This window comes from Pleomorphomonas sp. T1.2MG-36, assembly GCF_950100655.1.
Lineage (GTDB): Bacteria > Pseudomonadota > Alphaproteobacteria > Rhizobiales > Pleomorphomonadaceae > Pleomorphomonas.
This window is the reverse complement of record NZ_CATNLY010000004.1, coordinates 1-13798: the sequence shown is the minus strand read 5'-3', so window position 1 is coordinate 13798 and position 13798 is coordinate 1. Positions and strand designations below refer to the sequence as shown.

Here is a 13798-nt window from a genome sequence, read left to right as displayed (position 1 = left end):
TATACTTTGGCGGGTATGGGAGAAGTAAGTACAGGTGGTGGGTGAACGGGGTGGATCGCGCGGTGCGCGCTGAATGGGCGTCCAAGGGGTGCCCGATATCAGCGTACCACCCCTTCCTGCCTGAGGTCCTCGCCTTCGCAAGGATGACAGATTTATATAGAGGTGTCAGTGGGATGAGCGTTGCGCGAAGCCCCCAAACGCGATCACCGCCACGATGAGGAGCATGGCGCTTAGAGGTTCAGGCACGCCGCTATCCGATTGTTACATATATATAAATTGTCATCCTTGCGAAGGCCGCTTGAATTCGCGAGCGAATTCAAGGTGTACCTCAGGCCGAAAGAGGCGAGCGGCCTATATAGGTCTCCCTTGCACACCCCTCGCATTTCCGCAAAGCTCGCCCCATGAATCCGGGCTGGGTCTACATCGTCACCAACAAGCCGCAGGGCGTGCTCTACGTCGGCGTCACCTCCGATCTGGAGGGGCGCATCTGGGAGCATCGCACTCACGTCTATCGTGGGTTCACCGACAGCTACAACTGCACGCGGCTGGTCTGGTACGAGGACTACGACGAGATCGTTGACGCCATCGCGCGCGAGAAACAGGTGAAGCACTGGAAACGCGAGTGGAAGATCAAGGCGATCGAGGAGATGAACCCAAGTTGGGAGGATCTCTTCGAGACGATCATGGGGTGAAGGGGGGAGATCTATATTGGCGTTGGTGGAGTTCGTGGGAGATCTATATCGGCCGATCGCTCCGTTCTGCCCGAGGTCCTCGCCTTCGCAAGGATGACAATTTATATATATGGAACAACTGGATAGATGTTTTCGCCTACTCTCGCAGGTCGGCGTGTTCCACATGGGGCGGTGAGGCCGTTAGGAACTCTTACGACCACCTAACCGATTGTATCGTTTATATAAATTGTCATCCTTGCGAAGGCGAGGACCTCAGGCAGAAAGGGGCGGTACGCCGATATAGCGCTCCCCCCCAAAAAAAGCTCAGGCGGGCCGGAGCCCGCCTGTCTCATTCGCCTTCTCTCAGTCGCCAAGATCTCCCGGCAGCCAATCCGGCGGGGGGCCGCCGAGGGCTTCCGTCAGGCCGTTGCCTTCGGGGGCGTCCGGCGCGCTTGTCGCCTTCGGTTTCCTCCCGCGCTTGCGCGGGGCCGAGACCGCCTCGCCCTCGCCATCCGGAGGAAGCGGCGCGGGCGTCTCCCCCTCCGCTTCCACCCACGACGGCTTCAGCCCGTCCCGCATCAGCGCGTCGGGAAGGTCGAAGGCCTCCCCGGCGTCGCGGATCTTGCCGCCGAAGTAGCCCTTGCGGACGGCGGTGACGCGCATCAGATCGCCACTCCGTTGGACTGCACGCCGGCCACCACGCCGGCGGTGATCTTGCCCGTGGTCGGCGCCGTGCCCGACACCGTGTACTTGAGGCGGCCGTACTGCAGGGTCAGGCCGCGCGGCAGGCCGTCGCGGGCGATCTGCGAGCCGGCCTTCAGCTGGGCGAGCGGCACGGTGGCGAGCGGGATGACGCGGTCGGGCGTGAAGGTGGGGGTGCTGTCGAGCTCCAGGTCGATCTGCAGCGAGGTGAGGTTGTTGAAGTCCTCCACCACCTGCACCAGCAGCGCCACGTCGTCGCCCTTGCCGACGTCGAAATTGCGGGTGGCCGGCGAGATCGGGCCGAAGTCGATGGTGTTGGTGGAGGCGACCGTCGCCGTGACGGGCTGAGCGTCCGAGAACAGCGCCTGAGTGTCCAGGATCATTTGGATGTCCTTGAAAAAGCGGGGAGAAGGGCGCCCGCCGGAGCGGGCACTTTCGGAACTCGGCGGTTAGCCCGCATACGCCGGCAACGCGGCCTCGGTGTTCAGGAGAGCATCGGTTTCCCGGATCGGAATGCCGCGATAGGTCAGCACTTCCTTGCCCTCGACGCTGTCGCGCTTGAGGCCCGGGGCGTTGTAGTTGTAGCTGCCGGCGTTGGTCGTGAGCGACCGGTCGGACGACTGGGCGTCCAGCACTTCCAGCACGTCGCGGTTCATGTAGATGGCGATGCGGCTCGACGTGGCATTCAGCCGGCGCGACTGCAGGCGATAGTAGGCCTCACGCAGCAGCTTCCAGATGTCCACCGAGCCCGCCATCATGTCGGACACGTCGATGTTGGCGATGCGGGCGTTGTAGCGCCAGTCCTTCACGAACATACCGACATGCCAGGAGAACAGCGTCGACTTGACGTAGAACTTGTTGCCGGCGGCATCCAGCGTCACCTCCTCGCCCTTGTCCTGCACCTGAACGCCGGTGGGGATGCCCTCGGGCGTCAGGAGCGAGGTCGCATGGTCGCCCCAGGTGACGAACCAGATCGAGGTGTTGTCGGCGCCGCGGCCGCCGCCGTCGATCACCTGTCCGGCGGCGACGTTGGGCTTGGTGGCGTTCGGGCCGTCGTAATAGGCGTTGTAGCGGGCGGCGAGGCCCTTGAACTTCTCCGGCGTGGTGGCGACGTCGTGGTAGAAGATGCCGGTCGCCATCTCCTGGTTCATCGCCTCGAGGAACGGCGCGCTGTCGACGAGGCGCTGCTTGGCGGCGTCTTTCGCGAGCGCCAGCAGGCGCACGTCGATCTCCGAGCGCGCTTCCAGGAAGCCGGTGGTGTCGTCCACCTGCTGCACGGTGGCCTTCGACTGCGGCACGCCCTTGTAGAGGCGCCCCCAGGCGACGGACGGCAGGCCGGTGCGGATCATGTGGCGATGGATGGCCTGCTGGTTGCAGACGGTGACCATCGCGTCGTCCAGCACCGGATTCTGCTGCGACAGGATTTCGAGAACCGTGCCCTCGGCGCTCTGCTTCTGCGCGTCGATCAGGTTCGGGTAGTAGGTGCCAACGGTGGCCATGTGTCATTTACCCCTTGGGCTTGTCGCTCGGAAACAGCAGGTGGGCGGCCTCTCGGGGGCGTCCTGCCCCTGCCCCGCCGCTCTCCGGCCGGTCTTCGGCGATCGCGCTTCCGACGCGCGCCATGAACCGGATAACTTCCGGGTGGTTTCCGCCGCCACTTTCGGTGAGAAACGTGCGGAGCCCCGGCGTGCCGAAGCGGGCGAGCGCCCCCTGCGCGGTGGCCACCGAGGCATCCCAGCGGGCGCCGCCGATCTCGGCATCCTTGCGGGCCGAGTTGACCCATCCGGTCTGGATGTCGGCCCACTCGTGGGCGCCATGGGCAGCCTCCGCCTGACGATGGGCGGCGAGCGCACCGGCCAGCACCTGCGCCTGGCCGCGCGTCAGGCCGATGTCTTTCAGCACCGGCGACATCGCCTCGGCCAGCTTCTCGTCGATCGCCATGCCCTCGGGCAGGTTGAAGTCGTAGCGGCCGTCTTCCGGAATTTCGTCGGCCGGGTCGGGGGCGTCGGTCTCGTCCTTGGCGCCGTCCTTGGCTCGGTCCTTGGCTTCTGGCGGATTGCGCCCGCCGTCATGGTCCGGCGCCGAGCCGGCGTCGTCGCCCCCAGCCTCGGACGGCGCCGCCTCGCTCGGGAACATCAAACTCTCCGGCGCCGCGCCGGCATCGCCGCCCATGCCGTCGCCTTCAGGCGCGAACACCGCCGCACCAACAATCCATCGCTCAAGCATATTGATCATCCCCATCTTCACGCGCCTTGCCGCCGGCATCCCGGGCGGCCCGTTCCAGTTCCCGCGCCTCGCCGCGCTCCAAGAGCAGGCGCGGGTAGAGCCGCGCATCCACCAGATCGAGCTTCTGCAGGATTTCGAGGCCGAGGGATTGCCGCCCCAGGCGATAGCGCTCGGCCGCCTCGCTGCCGGCATCGAAGGCATTGGCGTAGAGCCCGGCCCGGCCCAGCAGCCAGAACACCACCCGCTTGCCCTCGGCCGTGTCCATCATCAGCCGGAAAGCCTCCCGCAGATCGGCCTCCTCCTCGGCAGCGTGTTTCCGCGCCTCAACATCCCGCGCCTCACGCGCTTCGAACTCATCGAGCATCGATCACCTATTGATTTGATTGGAGAAACTGGTTCACGCGATCCGGCGTCCGCGCCGTTGAAGCTCGCCTGATATGAGCCCCTAGCCCCATTCGGCCCGAGGTCCTCGCTTTCGCAAGGATGACAGGAGATTGATATTTAGGAACAAGCGGATAGGTGGAGCCCGCAACTATCAAGCTATCGGATAGATGGAGCCCCAACTATCGAGCCGTCGGATAGGTAGGCGCCCGCAACTATCAATCTCGTCATCCTTGCGAAGGCGAGGACCTCAGGACGAGAAGACGCTGCGGCCACTATCAAACTCCTATTCCCTCACCCATCATCGTTGCCTTCGCGCAGCGCCCTATATCAACCCCTTGCCTCATTCTGCCTGAGGTCCTGCGCCTGCGCGCAGGATGACAGTTTTATATAAATGAAAACAAAGAGATAGCTCATCATCCCCGCGAAGGCCGCTTGCATTCGCGTGCGAATGCAAGGTGGACCTCAGGACGAGAAGACGCTGCGGCCAATATCAGCCTCCCCCACCAATCCCCAACTGCGCCATCAGCTGCTGCGCCGCCGCCGGATCGATCCCCGCGTCCTTGCCCGCCCGCACCGCATCCGCCCCGGCGGAAATGGCCGGCGCAACCGTCTTCGCCATCTCGGCCATCTGCGCCTGCTGCTGCTGTTGCGCCCGCGCCTCACGCGCTTCCTGCACCTTGTCGTCGGGCACCACGATCGCCGCCGGGGCGCCGATCATGTCGGCGTAGACGTCGATCGACTGGTCGGCGTCGAGCTTGTCGAGGATGTCGGGCTTCATCGCCGCCCACTGGCTGGCGAAGCCGACGAGCCGCTCCACCGCGCCGGTGGCCACCGCCTTCTGGGCCTGGGCCAGCGTCGAGATGTACTCCACCGCCAGCCGCTGGTTCTGGATCTCGCGCGGCGGCGGCGGGAACAGGTTGCGCTTGAGGCCGATCTCGAAGGCCCGGTCGACGCAGGGTTCCAGCTGGTTGTTGTAGATGTTCTCCAGCACCGGACCGAGCGCCAGCAGCTTCTCTTCCTTGCGCTCGGCGATCTCGAACTGGTTGCGCGGCTGGATGCCCTCCATGTTGGCCAGCATCAGAAACAGGTCGGCGTAGAAACCGGAGTTGATGCGCTGCCGCGTCTCGGCGATGTCCTGGAGCAGCGGCCCGATCTGCGGACTCGCCTCCATCACCGGCCTGAGGCCCTTCCCCGTCGGATCGTCGACGAAGGTGATGGCGCCGGGCAGCAGCGACATCGGGTTGCCGTTCAGCGACGTCGGCCCCTGAAGCGGCGGCCGCGCCAGCTTGGCGATCACCTCCAGCTTGTCGCGCACCATGGCCTGCAGCGTCTTCACGTCGCCGATGGCGTCCATGCCGGGCGACTGCGCATAGGTGTCGTCGCCGCAGACGAGCCACGGCGGGCAGATGATCGGGTTGCTGTCGAAGCCGCTTTCCTCGAGCAGGCCATCGTTGCTGTTGCCGTTGGCCTCCCAGTAGTTGGAGAGGAACGGCTTGTTGCGCTTGTCGATCTTCTGCGGGTCGCGGCCGACGCGCGGCTCGATGGCGTGCCAGATGTCGAAGGTCTGGTCGTAGCGGCCGGCGTCATAGGCCGAGCGGATCGAGGTGGAGATGGTGTCGAGGCCGAACCGGCGCACGATCTTCTCCACCGACCAGCGGAGCATGCGGTAGAGCGTCGTCGCCCGGCCCTCGGCGTCCCTGGCGATCCAGAAGCGGCCGTGCAGCAGCTGGATCATGTGCAGCGGGTCGTCGCTGCCCTCGATCAGGATGCCGCAGGACTGGCCGAACAGGCCGATGTCGCCATAGCCCTCGTGGAAGGCCGGGTAGACGTTGGAGCGCTGGAACATCCGCCGCTCGATCGCCTCCACTTCGTCCACCCACAGCTTCACCGGGCCCCACTCGCGAAGCTCGGGGTCGGTGGTGGCAAAGCGGAACCACGGCCGGGCCGGCGACGTCAGCCCCGAGTGCATGCCGGACGCCAGCGTCCGCCAGGCGAAGGTGCCGGAGGGGTCGAGAATGCGCTTGCGAGAGATCGCCCGCTCGTCGGTCGCTTCCAGGCGCAGCCGGTGCGGCGCCACGAAATCGGCAAGGCCGCTCCAGGTGGATTCCCACGGCTGGCGAACCCGCTTCAGCTCCTCGGCCCGGCGGCGGTGATACTGGACCTGCGTTTCATTGGCGCGCGCTTCCATCACACCCCCAGGAGTACGGATTTCTGGGTGGTCGCATCTCGCAACACGCCGTTGGCACCGGTGAGGATGGTGGAGGCGCCGGACCTCAGCTTGTCGGTCGCCCGCCGCGCCGCCGCCGTCTGAATGGCGCCGTTATCCGGCTCCTGGGACTGCGCCGAGGTCTTGTATTGCTCCACCTTGGGAGTGGACTTGGAAAGGCACATGGATCATCGCCCCGCGTAAGGATCGTACCTCTCGTCCATACGGCGGGTGAGGTTTCCGGACTGCGGTTGGCGGGGATTTTGGAGTTCGGAGCGCGACCCAATCGCGCCGATGCAAGCGCTATCGCGAAAGGATCAAGGGGCAGTGGAGCACGGAGGATCAGGCCGGCTTTTGGAGCACGATATCGGCGTTGCGCTCCATCCTGCCCGAGGTCCTCGCCTTCGCAAGGATGACAACTTGATATAAAGGGGAAATAGCTGGAGTGCGCGGCATACAGCTTGATGTCGCATGAGCGGCAAGCGTTGCGGATGACAGCGCGATGATAAAGCCACCCACCTAACCGATTGTCATCCCTATATATAATGCTGTCATCCTTGCGAAGGCGAGGACCTCGGGCAGGATGGAGCGAGCGGCCGATATCGCGCTCCCCAAACCGAGGGCGTCAGGGAGACACGCATTGCGCCGAGGGGCAAGATCGGCATGTTCAGCCTGGACAGCCTGATCAACATGCTGACCGCCCTTGGCCTCAAGGTGGATATCCAGATCCGCAACGCGGCCTGAACTCAGCATACGACGATCCGCACGCGATCGCAGAAGCCTGCCCCCCGAACGCGACAAGGGGGCTCGCGCCCCCTTGGTTTCCTCTTCGCGATCCGGCAGGCAGGCGTTACGAGCCGACCGCCGCGCTTTCGATGGTGTTTTCCAGGATGCCCTTGCGGCGGATCACGGAAATGATCACGCCGACCACCATCCAGCCGCAGATCAGCATCGCCGTCATCGCGCTGGCCTCGTTGATGAACATCATGATCACCAGGAAGCAGTTGAGCAGGAAGGCGATGGCGATGATGGTCATCAGCAGCGGCTTCGAGCGGACCTTGAAGGTGGCGTTGTCGTAGATGCCCTTGTGGTTCCGGTACAGCATGAAGCAGCAGACGATGACGACGATCTGGGCGACGACGCCGGTGATGCCGGCGGCGATGGAGATCTCCTTCACCGACAGGCTGAGGGCGATGGGCAGGATGCCGATCAGGTAGAGCAGCGTCAGCAGGTAGTGCGGCGTGCCGAAGCGCTTGTTGACGCTGGCCAGCTTGCGCGGCAGCCAGTTGTCGTCGCAGGCGACGAGCAGGCTCTTGCTGCCCCACAGCATCTGGGCGTTGATGATGCCGAGAACGCTGACGATGCCGGCGCCGATGGAGAAGTAGAGGAACTGCCCGCGCGACATCACGTGCTCGGCCACCAGCGTCAGCGGCTTGTTGGCGACGTCGGGGATGGGCAGCACGCCGGCCGCCACCGAGCTGGCGAGAACGTAGGCGACGGCGGCAAGGCCGGTGGCGCCGATGATGGCGATGGGGATGTCGCGCCCCGGGTTCTTCATCTCGCCGCCGAGTTCGCCCACCATGGCCGCGCCGCCCGTGGTGAACAGCAGGATGCCGGCGGCGCTGATCAACCCGTTGAAGCCGTTGGGCAACAGTTCGCTGAAGTTGGTCGCCTGGATTTCCGGCGCGCCGGTGACGATGAACAGCAGGATGGCGCTGGCCATGATCAGCGTCAGCACCATGCCCACCTTGGCGGTCGACTTGGAGCCGGAGAGGTTGAGCAGGTAGAACAGCGTCAGGATGAAGAAGGCCAGGAGCGGCTTCGGCAGCTGGAGCCAGGCCGGGAAATGCTCGTAGAACACCGAGATGTAGTCGGCGGCCGTGATGGCATAGAGCGACAGCGCCACGTTGGTCAGGAAGAAGAACCACAGGGTCAGGAAGCCCGCCACCGGCGACAGCAGCCGGGTCGGCCAGGTGTAGGTGCCGCCGGTGACCGGCATGGCCGAGCTCATGATGGCGAAGGGAATGCCCGCCATGATCGAGGTCAAGGCCGCCAGCGTGTAGGCGAGCGGCACGCCGGCGCCCGTCAGGCCGATGGCGACGCCCGTCAGGGCGATCACCCCGCCGCCGATGACCTGCTTCAACGCCACGCAGAACACCATCGGCAAGCTGAGTTCTTTTTTCAGACTATCCGTGTTTCGTGTGATCTTGCTCACAGCCATGTCGTTTCCTCCCGGTATGCCGCCGGAGGCCCCCCTCCTGCGGAAGCCCCCGGTCCTCGTTGTTTTTGAGTGTGGATCAGCCCAGCGCGCGCTTCAGGCGGCTGAGGCACTCGTCGACCGTGGCGCGCGGGCAGCCGAGGTTGACGCGCATGAAGCCGTGGCCCTCGGGGCCGAACTTCTGGCCCTTGTCGAACCACACCCGCGCCTTGGTCAGCATGAATTTCTCCAGCGCCTCGGGGTCCATGCCGAGGGCGCGGCAGTCCATCCAGGCGAGATAGAGCCCGTCGGCCTTGAACACCTTCAGCTGCGGCAGCGACTTGGCGATCTCCTTGGCGAAGTGCTCCTGGTTGCCCTTCAGGTAGTCGAGCAGCGCCTCGAGCCAGGGCTCGCCGTGGCGGTAGGCGGCCTCGCCGGCCACCATGCCGAGGTTGTTGATGAAATGCAGGCCGTTGCGCGTCAGCTGGCGACCCAGCTCGGCGCGGATCTCCGGGTTGGCGACGATGATGTTCGAGCACTGCAGACCGGGGATGTTGAAAGTCTTGCTCGGCGCCGTGCAGACGATGCTGTTGTCGGCGAACGTCGGACCCAGCGAGCCGAAGGGGATGTGCTTCATCGACCGGTTGAAGACGAGGTCCTCATGGATTTCGTCCGACACCACCAGCACGTTGCGGCGGGCGCAGATCTCCCCCATCTGCCGGAGGTCGTCCTCCGACCACACCGTGCCCGTCGGGTTCTGCGGGTTGCACAGGATGAACAGCTTGGTGTTCGGCTGGATGGCCGCCTCGAACACCTTGGCGTCGAACCTGTAGCGGTCGCCGTCCACCGTCAGCGGCGCATAGACCACCTGCCGGCCGTTGTTCAGCGTGTCCTGGTGGAAGTGGACGTAGACCGGCGTCTGCACCAGCACCGAGTCGCCGGGGCGCGACAGCGCCTGGATGACGGTGTTGAGCGCGGTGACCACGCCGGGCGTCTGCAGCACCCACTCCGTCGGCACGTCCCAGCCGAACCGCTTGCGCTGCCAGCCGACCACGGCGTCGAGATAGCTCTTGGTGACGCCGGGATAGCCGAACATGCCCCGGTCGGCGGCAGCCTTCAGCGCGTCGATCACCGGCTGCGGCGCCCTGAAATCCATGTCGGCGACCCACATCGGCAGCGGGTCGGCGGCGGCCTCGTCGGCGCTCAGGCAACTTTCCGGAAAGGCCCATTTCGCCGAGTCCGAATGACGGCGGTCGATGACCGTATCGAAATCAAAAGCCATGCTATCCTCTCCTGAAGCGAAACACGTGTTAAATTTGAAGCTAACGTGTTGAATAATATAAATAAAATGGTAAAATTTCAAAACACTTGTGAGTAATTTTCAAAAATGGAACGGCCCGCCCCGGCTTGGGGGCAGGTTGGGACGCTGTCGCGATCGTGGAAGGGGGGGCGGCCGTCCGTCCGGTTCGGCGACTATTCGTCGACCAGGAACGGCAGGTGGGCGCGCAGGGCGGCATCCCAGGGCGGGATCGAGCCGAGGTCGTCGACGATGAAGTCGATGAAGCCGCGAATGGTCGGGTTGGTGTATTTCGAGCGGAAATACATGGCGTAGAGCGTGTGGGTGATCGCCGAACGGTAGTCGGGCAGCACCACCTCCAGGTCGCCCGAGAGGATGTTGTTGGCCACCACATAGGTCGGCAGGCAGGCGACGCCGTGCTGCTCCCGCGTCGCCGCCAGGAGGGCGAGGCTGGAGTTGGAGATCATGCAGCCCTCGACCTTGACGTGCCGCACCTCGTTGCCGCGCTGGAAGGTCCAGGCGCCGTCGAGCGTCATGGCCGGATAGACGAGGCAGCGATGGCTGGCGAGATCGTCGGGCGACTCGATGCGGCCGTGGCGCTCGAGATAGCCGGGGGCGGCGCAGTAGACCCAGTGGATCGGCGCCAGCTTGCGCGAGGCATGGCTCCAGACGGTCGACGCGGTGATGCGCAGGGCGACGTCATAGTTCTCCTCGGCGAGATCGACGCAGCGGTCGTCGAGCGAGATGTTCACTTGAACCTGCGGCGACGCCTCGATGAAGCGACCGAGGATCGACGACAGCTGCGCGCAGCCGAAGGCCACCGAACTGGTGAGCAGCAGCGGGCCGGCCGGATAGCTGCGGAACTGCGAGGTTTCGTTCAGCGCCTCGTCCAGGCTGTCGAGAATGGTGGCCGTGTGCTGCATCAGCGCCCGCCCGCCCTCGGTCAGCATCATGCTGCGCGTCGTCCGCCGGATCAGCAGAATGCCCAGCCGCTCCTCGAGCTGCGTCAGGCTCTTGGACACCGCCGACGGCGTGACGTTCAACTCCCGCGCCGCCGCCGAAAGCGACCCGGTCTCGGCAATGCGCGCAAACACCATCAGCTGCGACAGCGAAGCCAGATTCCTCATGCGAACGGCTCCCCCACCCCAAGACCATGGCCGCAAAACTGGTGCGAGTATGTGGCACAGGCCAGGAAAAGCGTCCAGACCACCCCTCGGCTACCCGGCGGGGGCGGGGCCCGGGCAAAGCGAAGCGCACTCGATATCCCCGCCCCTCCCGCCCGCCGCCATTGCCGGTGGCGCTTGCGAAGCGTTTGCGGTAGGCACGGCTTGGACGGTCGAGGGGGTGAACCATGCTGGCGAGATCGGCGCGCATCATGCGCGATCATTCTGCTCTCTATCTTCTGCTGGCGCTCCTGATCGTCGGCGGAGAGGTGGTCGCCGGCCTCAAGCTGTGGGCCGGCCCCGGCCATATCGGCGAGATCGTCGCCTGCCTCTATCTCTCCACCGGCCTGCCGTTTCTGCTGCTTCGGGGCATGCCGCTCAGCAGCGCCGCCGGCTTCACCGCGCCCGGCGCGATGGCCGCCGGCTTCAAGGTGGTGCTGATCGCCGTCCTCGTCACGTCGGTCACGCTTTACGCCACCTACCGCACCACGGTGCTGATGATCTTCGGCATGTATCCGCCGCTGGCCGAACTGCTGATGGTCGCCGGCCTGCTGGCGCTGGCCCTGCCGCTGATCGTCACCCTGCTCGGCAGCTGGATTCCCGCGGGCATCATGGGCAAGGGCGCCGGCTTGCACCGGGCGCTCATCCGGGGCGGGATGTCGCTGCACACCGTCTACTGGCGTCTGGTGCTGGCGCTGGTCGCCGCCGTTCTGATCTGGCTCCTCATCATCATCGCCCACCTCGCCGCCTTCGGGCTGCTGCCGATGCTGGTGACGCCCGACGGCGGCCTCGACCTCTTCGGCATCGCCTGCGGCTACCTGATGGCCCTCGTCGGCCTGGCGCTGCTCACCTACGTCAACGTAGTGGTCTGCGTCTGCTACGCCCGCAGCGAGAACATCGCCCTAGACACGCCGCCGGAGGGGACTGGGGCGGCGTGATCGGCGAACTGCCCATATCGGGCTTGCCGAACAAAGGCAGCCTGATATGCCCCCCCTCGCTCCACCGTCCTGAGGTCCTCGCCTTCGCAAGGATGACAATTTGATATGAGCGGGAGATAACTGGAGTACGCGAGGTGACCGCTCGAAGCGGCATGCGCGACAAGCATCGCAAAATCACGGCACGATGGAGAGACGAACCCACCTAACCGATTATAAAAGCTATATATAATGCTGTCATCCTTGCGAAGGCGAGGACCTCAGGCAGAACAAAGCTCCCCGGCAGATATAGCGCTCCAAGAACCAAGCCAGCGCGATCCATGACTGACAAGAACTGGCCTGAACCTCTCACAGCCCCCCATGCGGATCGTACCTCTCCTCCGCCGCCCGCCGCGCACCCCCGCCCACCCCCGCCCCGCGCTTCACCACCGGCTCGGCAAAGGTCAGCGCCACGGCATCCGCCCGGTTCGGCGACGGAATGCCGCGCGCCTTCATGTCGGCCTTGCTTTCCAGCTGGATCTTGCCGTCGAGGCGGGGCACGGTTTCCGGGCCGATCAGGTCGGATGACAGCATGCGGTCGTCGGGGTCGAGCGCACCGCCGTCCTTCAGCCAGCGCTTCAGCGTGCCCCACATCTCCGCCCGCTTGTTGAGGTAGCCGGGGTCGGTGGGCTTGCCGGCGAACCAGACCAGCCGCCAGGCCCGCCCCATCGTCCGCCCGGCGGAAACGATGCCGGTGCCATAGCCGGCGTCGACGAACACGGCGTCGGCCCCCTCCTCGTCCTCCAGCCGGGCGATCAGGTTGGCCACCTCCACGTCGTTGTCGTTGCGCGGCAGGCTGGCAAGGCTCTTCACCATCAGCCCCTGGCGCAGCACGATCTCCACCGTGTCGACGCCGGTCCACGCCGGATCGACGCCGATGATCTTGGGCGCGAAGCGATACTGCTCGGGCCGGAGGTGCCGCGCCCGCGCCGCTTCCACGTCGGCCTCGCCGATGAACTGCATCGGGCTTTGGCTGGGGAACTCGCCGCGCACGCGGTATTTCGCCACGTCGCTGTCCTCGCCGCCGGCATCGTCGACGATCGATTGCAGATAGGCCTTGTTGGTGCCCTCGACGGAGCGGCTGTCGATGTGGCGGGTGATCCAGCGGTGGCGATAGCGGCGGAAGCACTCGCGGAAGCGGCCGGCGTTGCGCGTCGGGTTGCCGAAGGCCACCCAGACGATCACCGTGCCCTCGTCGGTCAGCGCGCCCTCGGCCACCTCCCACACCTTGTCGGCGATGGCCGAGGCCTCGTCGAACAGCAGCAGGATGATGCGGCCCTGGTTGTGCAGCCCGGCGAAGGCCTCGGTGTTCTCGGCCGACCAGGTGACGAAATCGAGCCGCCAGCTGTCGCCCCGCTTGGGGTCGCGGCTGCGGATCGATTGCGCCTGCGTGTCGAACCAGTGGGCGGTGACGGCGCGGCGGAACCAGAGGCCCACCTCCGGCGCCGTCTTGGTCTGCATCTGAGAGCGCGTGTTGGCGGTGACCACGATCTTGCAATCGGCCCAGCACGACATCGCCCAGTTGGACAGCATCCCCATCTCGGCCGACTTGCCGATGCCATGGCCGGAGGCGACGGCGATGCGGAGCGGCGTGAAGCGCTTGGCGGGATCGGCCAGATGATCCCGTATCTCCCGGTTGATCTCCCGCTGCCACGCGCGGGGACCAGAGTGGGCGGCGAGATCCCCCTCGCCCCAGTCATAGGCGGCGATCGACCAGCGGTCGGGGTCATACCGGCACTCGGCCGCAAGCCGAATGAGGTCCTCATTGGGATCGGAACGGGAGGTCATGGGAACACCCTCAAGCGCGACAACATATTGGCTTCTATAAGTAAACTGTCATCCTCTGCGAAGGCAGAGGATGGATTCACGTTTGAAGCGCAACAGTGAGGAAGTCTTTGAATACCTCGGCCGGGGTGCTGTAGCCAAGGATCTTTCGTGGGCAGTCGTTGTATTGGTCCATGATGCGATCGATTTCGCT

13 protein-coding genes are annotated in these 13798 nt (G+C 65.2%); 2 read left to right on the top strand and 11 right to left on the bottom strand.

Annotation, left to right across the window (positions count from 1 at the left end; translation table 11 throughout):
• Nucleotides 1-401: 401 nt before the first annotated feature.
• Nucleotides 402-692: a GIY-YIG nuclease family protein gene (locus QQZ18_RS06215; RefSeq protein WP_284539166.1), complete on the top strand. Its 291-nt coding sequence runs from the start codon at nt 402-404 to the stop codon at nt 690-692.
• 342 nt (nt 693-1034) lie between these two features.
• On the opposite strand, the gene QQZ18_RS06210 is transcribed toward QQZ18_RS06215, so the two are convergent.
• The 10 genes from QQZ18_RS06210 to QQZ18_RS06165 all read right to left on the bottom strand — a co-directional run bounded on the left by QQZ18_RS06210 (nt 1035) and on the right by QQZ18_RS06165 (nt 10810).
• Nucleotides 1035-1334, bottom strand: a complete 300-nt coding sequence (locus QQZ18_RS06210) for a hypothetical protein (protein ID WP_284539164.1) — start codon at nt 1332-1334, stop codon at nt 1035-1037.
• Complete coding sequence (locus tag QQZ18_RS06205) at nt 1334-1756, bottom strand: Bbp16 family capsid cement protein (protein ID WP_284539161.1); 423 nt, start codon at nt 1754-1756, stop codon at nt 1334-1336. Before QQZ18_RS06205 ends, QQZ18_RS06210 begins: the two co-directional genes overlap by 1 nt.
• 66 nt (nt 1757-1822) lie before the next feature.
• Nucleotides 1823-2872: a major capsid protein gene (locus tag QQZ18_RS06200; protein WP_284539160.1), complete on the bottom strand. Its 1050-nt coding sequence runs from the start codon at nt 2870-2872 to the stop codon at nt 1823-1825.
• 7 nt (nt 2873-2879) lie between these two features.
• A complete protein-coding gene (locus QQZ18_RS06195; protein WP_284539158.1) occupies nt 2880-3608 on the bottom strand; it encodes a hypothetical protein in 729 nt (242 codons plus the stop codon).
• A complete protein-coding gene (locus QQZ18_RS06190) occupies nt 3592-3963 on the bottom strand; it encodes a Bbp19 family protein (protein WP_284539156.1) in 372 nt (123 codons plus the stop codon). The genes QQZ18_RS06195 and QQZ18_RS06190 overlap by 17 nt, the downstream gene beginning before the upstream one ends.
• A 510-nt stretch (nt 3964-4473) precedes the next feature.
• Nucleotides 4474-6171 carry a portal protein gene (locus QQZ18_RS06185; protein ID WP_284539154.1) on the bottom strand — a complete coding sequence of 566 codons (1698 nt, stop codon included), beginning with the start codon at nt 6169-6171 and terminating at the stop codon, nt 4474-4476.
• Complete coding sequence (locus QQZ18_RS06180) at nt 6171-6374, bottom strand: hypothetical protein (RefSeq protein WP_284539152.1); 204 nt, start codon at nt 6372-6374, stop codon at nt 6171-6173. The genes QQZ18_RS06185 and QQZ18_RS06180 overlap by 1 nt, the downstream gene beginning before the upstream one ends.
• Nucleotides 6375-7039: 665 nt before the next feature.
• Nucleotides 7040-8410: an APC family permease gene (locus tag QQZ18_RS06175; protein WP_284539150.1), complete on the bottom strand. Its 1371-nt coding sequence runs from the start codon at nt 8408-8410 to the stop codon at nt 7040-7042.
• Nucleotides 8411-8486: 76 nt separating this feature from the next.
• Nucleotides 8487-9668: a MalY/PatB family protein gene (locus QQZ18_RS06170; RefSeq protein WP_284539148.1), complete on the bottom strand. Its 1182-nt coding sequence runs from the start codon at nt 9666-9668 to the stop codon at nt 8487-8489.
• A gap of 191 nt (nt 9669-9859) precedes the next feature.
• On the bottom strand, nt 9860-10810 hold the full coding sequence (locus QQZ18_RS06165) for a LysR family transcriptional regulator (protein ID WP_284539146.1): 951 nt from the start codon (nt 10808-10810) through the stop codon (nt 9860-9862).
• 248 nt (nt 10811-11058) lie between these two features.
• Between QQZ18_RS06165 and QQZ18_RS06160 the strand changes: the two genes are divergently transcribed.
• A complete protein-coding gene (locus QQZ18_RS06160; RefSeq protein ID WP_284539144.1) occupies nt 11059-11784 on the top strand; it encodes a hypothetical protein in 726 nt (241 codons plus the stop codon).
• A gap of 345 nt (nt 11785-12129) precedes the next feature.
• On the opposite strand, the gene QQZ18_RS06155 is transcribed toward QQZ18_RS06160, so the two are convergent.
• A complete protein-coding gene (locus tag QQZ18_RS06155) occupies nt 12130-13608 on the bottom strand; it encodes a terminase (protein ID WP_284539142.1) in 1479 nt (492 codons plus the stop codon).
• Nucleotides 13609-13798 lie beyond the last annotated feature (190 nt).

Bases quoted from the DNA above. Each gene is read 5' to 3' on its own strand.
- QQZ18_RS06200 (WP_284539160.1), bottom strand. From the start codon at position 2,872: ATGGCCACCGTTGGCACCTACTACCCGAACCTGATCGACGCGCAGAAG.
- QQZ18_RS06205 (WP_284539161.1), bottom strand. From the start codon at position 1,756: ATGATCCTGGACACTCAGGCGCTGTTCTCGGACGCTCAGCCCGTCACG.
- QQZ18_RS06180 (WP_284539152.1), bottom strand. From the start codon at position 6,374: ATGTGCCTTTCCAAGTCCACTCCCAAGGTGGAGCAATACAAGACCTCG.
- QQZ18_RS06160 (WP_284539144.1), top strand. From the start codon at position 11,059: ATGCGCGATCATTCTGCTCTCTATCTTCTGCTGGCGCTCCTGATCGTC.
- QQZ18_RS06210 (WP_284539164.1), bottom strand. From the start codon at position 1,334: ATGCGCGTCACCGCCGTCCGCAAGGGCTACTTCGGCGGCAAGATCCGC.
- QQZ18_RS06195 (WP_284539158.1), bottom strand. From the start codon at position 3,608: ATGATCAATATGCTTGAGCGATGGATTGTTGGTGCGGCGGTGTTCGCG.
- QQZ18_RS06175 (WP_284539150.1), bottom strand. From the start codon at position 8,410: ATGGCTGTGAGCAAGATCACACGAAACACGGATAGTCTGAAAAAAGAA.
- QQZ18_RS06170 (WP_284539148.1), bottom strand. From the start codon at position 9,668: ATGGCTTTTGATTTCGATACGGTCATCGACCGCCGTCATTCGGACTCG.
- QQZ18_RS06215 (WP_284539166.1), top strand. From the start codon at position 402: ATGAATCCGGGCTGGGTCTACATCGTCACCAACAAGCCGCAGGGCGTG.
- QQZ18_RS06155 (WP_284539142.1), bottom strand. From the start codon at position 13,608: ATGACCTCCCGTTCCGATCCCAATGAGGACCTCATTCGGCTTGCGGCC.
- QQZ18_RS06185 (WP_284539154.1), bottom strand. From the start codon at position 6,171: ATGGAAGCGCGCGCCAATGAAACGCAGGTCCAGTATCACCGCCGCCGG.
- QQZ18_RS06190 (WP_284539156.1), bottom strand. From the start codon at position 3,963: ATGCTCGATGAGTTCGAAGCGCGTGAGGCGCGGGATGTTGAGGCGCGG.
- QQZ18_RS06165 (WP_284539146.1), bottom strand. From the start codon at position 10,810: ATGAGGAATCTGGCTTCGCTGTCGCAGCTGATGGTGTTTGCGCGCATT.